6 protein-coding genes and 1 pseudogene are annotated in these 5,387 nt (G+C 73.4%); 2 read left to right on the top strand and 5 right to left on the bottom strand.

What is annotated here, in order from left to right:
• Positions 1-247 (bottom strand): annotated as a pseudogene (locus MFF42_RS03115) (universal stress protein); the annotation flags it as partial.
• A gap of 122 nt (positions 248-369) precedes the next feature.
• Positions 370-1,476, bottom strand: coding sequence for an acyltransferase family protein (locus MFF42_RS03110; protein WP_238254457.1), 1,107 nt, complete (start codon positions 1,474-1,476; stop codon positions 370-372).
• Between the two features lie 170 nt (positions 1,477-1,646).
• Between MFF42_RS03110 and MFF42_RS03105 the strand changes: the two genes are divergently transcribed.
• Complete coding sequence (locus MFF42_RS03105; protein WP_238254456.1) at positions 1,647-2,357, top strand: DUF4142 domain-containing protein; 711 nt, start codon at positions 1,647-1,649, stop codon at positions 2,355-2,357.
• Between the two features lie 146 nt (positions 2,358-2,503).
• Here the strand turns inward: MFF42_RS03105 and MFF42_RS03100 are convergent, their stop codons facing one another.
• The 3 genes from MFF42_RS03100 to MFF42_RS03090 form a co-directional block, all read right to left on the bottom strand.
• On the bottom strand, positions 2,504-3,190 hold the full coding sequence (locus tag MFF42_RS03100; RefSeq protein ID WP_238254455.1) for a carbonic anhydrase: 687 nt from the start codon (positions 3,188-3,190) through the stop codon (positions 2,504-2,506).
• 206 nt (positions 3,191-3,396) lie between these two features.
• On the bottom strand, positions 3,397-3,948 hold the full coding sequence (locus MFF42_RS03095) for an NUDIX hydrolase (protein WP_238254454.1): 552 nt from the start codon (positions 3,946-3,948) through the stop codon (positions 3,397-3,399).
• A 13-nt stretch (positions 3,949-3,961) separates the two neighbouring features.
• A complete protein-coding gene (locus MFF42_RS03090; RefSeq protein WP_238254453.1) occupies positions 3,962-4,720 on the bottom strand; it encodes a DUF429 domain-containing protein in 759 nt (252 codons plus the stop codon).
• 80 nt (positions 4,721-4,800) lie between these two features.
• Between MFF42_RS03090 and dut the strand changes: the two genes are divergently transcribed.
• On the top strand, positions 4,801-5,295 hold the full coding sequence (dut, locus tag MFF42_RS03085) for a dUTP diphosphatase (protein ID WP_238254452.1): 495 nt from the start codon (positions 4,801-4,803) through the stop codon (positions 5,293-5,295).
• Positions 5,296-5,387: the final 92 nt, after the last annotated feature.

The following is a 5,387-nucleotide window of genomic DNA, read 5'->3' as shown; positions in this document are numbered from 1 at the left end:
GCAGGCCGGCCGCCTCCATCGCTGCGACGAAGCGCCGGCCCGCATCCTGCGCCTCGGCCTGGTCGGCCTCCTCGTCGCGCAGCCACGTCATGCCGCCGACCATGTCCACGGGGACGTATTCGGCGAGCGCCGGGCGGAGGGACACGCCCTCGATCAGGCTGCCGAAGCGGCGCGCCACCAGCACCGCCGTGGCGAAGACGGAGGGCAGGGCGTCGTGGAGGGTGACCGGGACGAGCAGGGTCTTCATGGCCGGCCTCCGAGGCGTGCGAGGGGCGTGCGAGGGGCGTGCGAGGGAGGGAAGGCTAGATCGAAACAGGGCCTGGGAAAACCGCCCCGCACGCGGTCATCCCCGCCCGCGTCGTCGCCCCCTCAGCGCCCCGGCGTCACGACGCTTTTCCGCGTCCCGGCGGGGTCGAGCCGGCGGCGGACCAGGCGCGTCAGCGGCCGCTCCACGAAGTGGTGGGCGAGGAGCGCGGCGGGGAGGGTCAGCGCGACCATCAGGACGAGGCTTTCCCACGGCCCGAGGAGGGGCACGAGACCGGTGCGCAGCAGCCCCTCGCGCACGGCGCGCAGCACGAAGGGGTGCAGCAGGTAGAGGGCGTAGGAGGCATCCCCCAGCCGCTCCGCCGCCGCGAGGGCGTAGGCGGTCCAGTCGCCGCGCGCCGTGTCGGCCCGTTCTCCGGGCCGGATCTCGGGCCGATCCCTGCCGAGCACGGCCGCCGCGACGAGGACGGCGGCGGGCAGGCCCCAGGCCAGGAGGCGCAGGGCCGGCTCGGTGGGGGCGGCGGCGAGCCCGAACAGGCCGGAAGCGGCGAGGGCGGCCCGGGCCGGGGCGGGCAGGCGCAACCCTTCCGCGCGCAGCAGGCCGAGCCCGGCGCCGAGGGCGAATTCGAGGACGATCGGATCGGACCAGAAGGCGAGGGGGACCGGCGGCGCGGGCAGCCACCGCCCGGCGAGGACGACGAGCGCCAGGGCGCCGACGAGCCACGCCACCGCCCCGCGCCGCGAGAGGCCGAGACCGACGGCGAAGAGCGCGTAGAAGGCCATCTCGTAGTTGAGGGTCCAGCCCAGCCCGTAGAGCGGCAGCACCGCCCCGTCGGGCCGGGCCATCGGCCAGAACAGGAAGGAGGCGAGGCTGCGCGCGAGGTCCGGCGCGCCGCCCTCGCCGCTGAGCAGGGCGGGCATCGCCAGACCGAGGGCGAGGTAGAGCCCGGTGACCAGCCAGTAGAGCGGCACGAGGCGGGCGATGCGGTGGGCGACGAAGCGCCCCCGCGCGCCCGGCCGGCCGTAGAGCGGGCCCGCCGCGTGGACGATGATGAAGCCGGAGATGACGAAGAAGATGTCGACCCCCGCCGGCCAGGGCAGCCCGTGGCGCGGGACGAACTCAGTTCCCGTCCGCGCAGCCAGGATCGCGGCCTCGTTCTGCGCGTGATGAACGACGACCATCAGCGCGGCCAGGGCCCGAAGCCCCTGCACGAGGACGAGTTTTCCCCGGATGGGATCGGGACGAAAAAGCCTAGTCAAATTTCGGGAACCAGCCTGGAAGGTCGCCGTTGACGCGTCGAAGTGATCTTCACGGCCTCGACCGGTTCATTCGGTTGTCGAGGCCAGTCCGCATGTCGGTAATCCGATATTTGAGGTTTGATATGCTCAAGAAATACGCTGCCGCGTCCGCTCTCGTCGTCGCCATGGCGACCCCCGCTTTCGCCCAGGTCGGGGGCGATTTCCGCCTGGACGCCATGCAGGCAAATGCCTTCGAGATCCAGTCCGCCCAGATCGCGCTGCAGAAGAGCCGCAACCCGTCGGTGCGGGCCTATGCCCGCGAGGCCCTGCGTGACCATCAGGCCGCCAACGTCGCCCTCGCCGGCGGCGAGCGCAACTACGCCGCCGCCCGTCAGGCCGGCCCCGGCGGTCTCGTCGGCGGCCTGGTCGAGGCGCCGCTCGCCATCGCCGGCGGCGCGGTCGGCGCGGCCACGGGCGTCGCGACCGGCGTGGTCGGCGGCACCCTGCAGGGCGGCCCGGTCGGCGCGATCGAGGGGGCCGGCACCGGCCTGAGCCGCGGCGCGGCCGCCGGCGCCCAGGCCTTCGACGTCGACACCACCGCGGGCACCACCATCGTCCAGCCGAACCCGCAGCAGCAGCAGATGCTGGCCGAGCTGAACGCGACCCCGCCCGGCGCCCGCTTCGACCGTCTCTACGGCCGCCAGCAGGTGATGGCGCACCAGATGTCGATCGGCATGACGCAGTCCTACGCCCAGTCCGGCCCGAACCCGGCCCTGCGCAACTACGCCCAGCAGGCCCTGCCGGTGCTCCAGCAGCACTACGCCCAGGCCCAGCGCCTCCCCGGCGCCCGCTGAGGCGCAACGCTCCATCCCGACACGGGTGGGAGGCGGCGGACCGGAAGGTCCGCCGCCTTTTTGTATCGCGGGGGCCAGCCGATACGTGAACGGCGCCTCCGAAAGCCTCGGAGGCGCCTTGCACGGTGTCCGGCCGTTCGGTCCGGTTACGCCTCGGCGCAGCTGATCAGGGCGGAGGCGGAGAGCGTCTGCCCGTCGCGCTCGACCACCGACCGGAATTCGCCGGTCTTCGGATCGCGGATGCGCAGCTCGCCGGTGACGATGCCGAAATGCGCCCCGTGCAGGTGCAGGCGGCCCGCCTCGACGGCCTCGCGGATGAAGTCGAAGGTCATCAGGTTCTCGAGGCTCTGCCCGATCATCGCGTATTCGAGGCGGGTGAGAAAACCCTCCTTGTCCGGGCTGTCGCCGGCCTCCACGAGCTTCGTCTTGGCCGGCTCGACCAGCGAGACCCAGCGGCCGATGAAGTTGCCCGAGGAGAGCGGGTCGGCGCCGAGCCCGGCGGCCTTGATGCCGCCGCAGGTCGCGTGGCCGAGCACGACGATGTGCTTCACCTTCAGGGCCTGGACCGCGAACTCGATCGCCGAGGAGGTGCCGTGATAGGCGTTGTCGCGCTCGGCGGGCGGCACGATGTTGGCCACGTTGCGGATCGTGAAGATCTGGCCGGGCCCGGTGTCGAAGATCACCTCCGGGGCGACGCGGCTGTCGCAGCAGCCGATCAGCAGCACCTCGGGCTCCTGGCCCTCCTTGCCGAGCGTCTCGTACTTGCGCCGCTCGCCGGGGAGCCGCTCGCCGAGAAAGCTGCGATACCCATCGGTCAGAACCTGCGGGAACATGGGCGGTTATCCTTTCATCCTTGCTGTCTTGCCACGCGCTAACCGAACGATCCGAACATCGAAACCCATCCCCTCCGGCGGATGCGCCCGCGCACATCCCGTGCAGATCCCGCGCACCCGCGCGATCACCGCGATGTGATCCCGCGGCGTGCCCGGTTCCCGCACGCCGACGCGCTCCACCGCGGATCGCGGCGGAGGGCGGGGGCTCACGCGTTCCGCCAGTCGAGGCGGATCGGCTGGTCCGGAACGTCGCCGGAGACGATTCGTTGCGCCAGCGCGGCCAACCCGGCGGGCTCGATCCGCTCGGCCGAGGCGGCGAGTTCGTCGAGCCTCCACCAGCGGGTGCCGCGCACCGGGTTGTCCTCGGTCTCGGCGAGCCGGCTGGTGTCGACGGCGTCGCTCGTGAGCCGGACCACGAAGTAGCGCTCGCGGGCCCAGCGCGGCTTGCGGAACAGGCGGAACGGCCCGTCGCAGACGGCGACGCAGGGGCCGAGTTCCACCTCGGCGACGCCGATCTCCTCCGACAGTTCGCGCCGGCACGCCGCCTCGTGGCTCTCGCCCGGCTCCAGCCCGCCGCCGGGCATGAACCAGAAGCCGAGCGCCTCAGGCTTGGCCGGATCGATCGGGCGCACGGCCTCGTACTCGATCAGGAGCAGGCGGTCGGCGGGGTCGAAGACCAGGGCGCGGGCGATGTCGCGCACCGGCACATCCGGGTCGGGCACATCCGCGTTGGGCAGATCCGCTGGGCGGTCGGTCACGGGCTTGGACTCCTCACGGCGAAGGGCGGGGCCGGGGCGGATGCGCCGGCGCCCAGATCACGATCGGCAGGCCATAGCTGTCGCGCTCGATCGCGTTGGGAAGCGGCTCGGCCCGGCCCGCGGCGATGTCGCGGGCGGTGACGAGGGCGGCCATGGCGTCGAGATGGTCGTCGGCGCCGACGCCCGGCGGCGGCACCGATCCGACCATCGCCTCCGGCAATCCGGCGGCGATCAGGAGAGCCCGGCGCGCGGACAGACCCTCGGCGCGGGCGGGGCCCTTCTTGCCCGCGCTCAGGCGTCGATCGCCGTTGAGGCGGAAGAAGGCGACCTCCGGATGCACCTCGTGCAGGCACGCGACGAGATCGGACCGGGCGCGCAGGAGTTCGTCGACCGCGCGCACGGCGGGCAGGATGTTCCAGCACTGGATCGAGGGGGCGAAGGGCGGCTCGGATCCCGCCCGCGACAGCGCCTTGGCCGCGTCGTAGCTCGCCGCATAGACCGCCGCGCGGGGCGGCACCGGGAAGACGCTGGCGCGCCCGGCCCCGAGAAGCGCCCGGGCCGCCCGGTCGGCGGAGCGGCCGCCGCCGCCCACCCGGTCGGGCAGGCCGATCGGCACGTCGATGCCGGTGCGGACCGGCGCCTCCGGCCCGTCGAGCAGGTCGATCACCCGCGCGAAGCGGGCGCAGCGCCAGCGCCCTGGATCGTCGAGATCGATCAGGGCCCCCGCCCAGGCGCCGCGGCACCCGTCCAGCCCCGCCACCCAGCGCGCCATCCGCTCGCCCCGATTGCCCCGCGCCCCCGCTTCGGGAATAGCTCTTCCCGTAATCCCATGCCGCCGTCGAGAGTCACGCGTTGCCCGAAACCGCTCCCAAGGTCGGCCTCCACCTCCTCGATCCGCGGCTGACCGGGTGGGGCTTTCCCCGCTGGGGCAGCGCGGCGGCCGCGGGGCTCGACCTGCATGCCTGCCTCGACGCGCCGCTGCTCCTGGAACCGCAGGCCCCGCCCGCGCTGATCCCGGCCGGCGTCTCGGTGCGGATCGGCGATCCCGGCTGGTGCGGCCTGGTCTTCGCCCGCTCCGGCCTCGGGCACCGGGAGGGCCTCGTCCTCGGCAACGGCACGGGGGTGATCGATGCCGACTACGAGGGGCCGCTCCTGATCTCCGCCTGGAACCGCAACCCGCCCGGCAGCCCGGCCGTGATCCGCATCGAGCCGGGCGAGCGCATCGCGCAGCTCGTCTTCACCCGCGTCCTGCGGCCGGACTTCGAGATCCGCGAGAACGCCGCGGCGCCGGATGCGTCCCCGTCCGGGCGCGGGCAGGGCGGCTTCGGCTCGACCGGCCGGCGCTGAGGCAGGATGTTTTTACCCGGTCTTCGGCGGATCGGTTCGGCCCTCACCCCCGTCATTCCGGGGCCGCGCAGCGGAACCCGGAATGACGGGGG

It is taken from the genome of Methylorubrum podarium (assembly GCF_022179745.1).
Lineage (GTDB): Bacteria > Pseudomonadota > Alphaproteobacteria > Rhizobiales > Beijerinckiaceae > Methylobacterium > Methylobacterium podarium.
This window is presented reverse-complemented; position numbering and strand designations above follow the sequence as displayed.

What these genes read in the sequence shown, in the direction of transcription:
- MFF42_RS03105 (WP_238254456.1), top strand. Translation starts at nt 1,647, where the DNA reads ATGCTCAAGAAATACGCTGCCGCGTCCGCTCTCGTCGTCGCCATGGCG.
- MFF42_RS03100 (WP_238254455.1), bottom strand. Translation starts at nt 3,190, where the DNA reads ATGTTCCCGCAGGTTCTGACCGATGGGTATCGCAGCTTTCTCGGCGAG.
- MFF42_RS03090 (WP_238254453.1), bottom strand. Translation starts at nt 4,720, where the DNA reads ATGGCGCGCTGGGTGGCGGGGCTGGACGGGTGCCGCGGCGCCTGGGCG.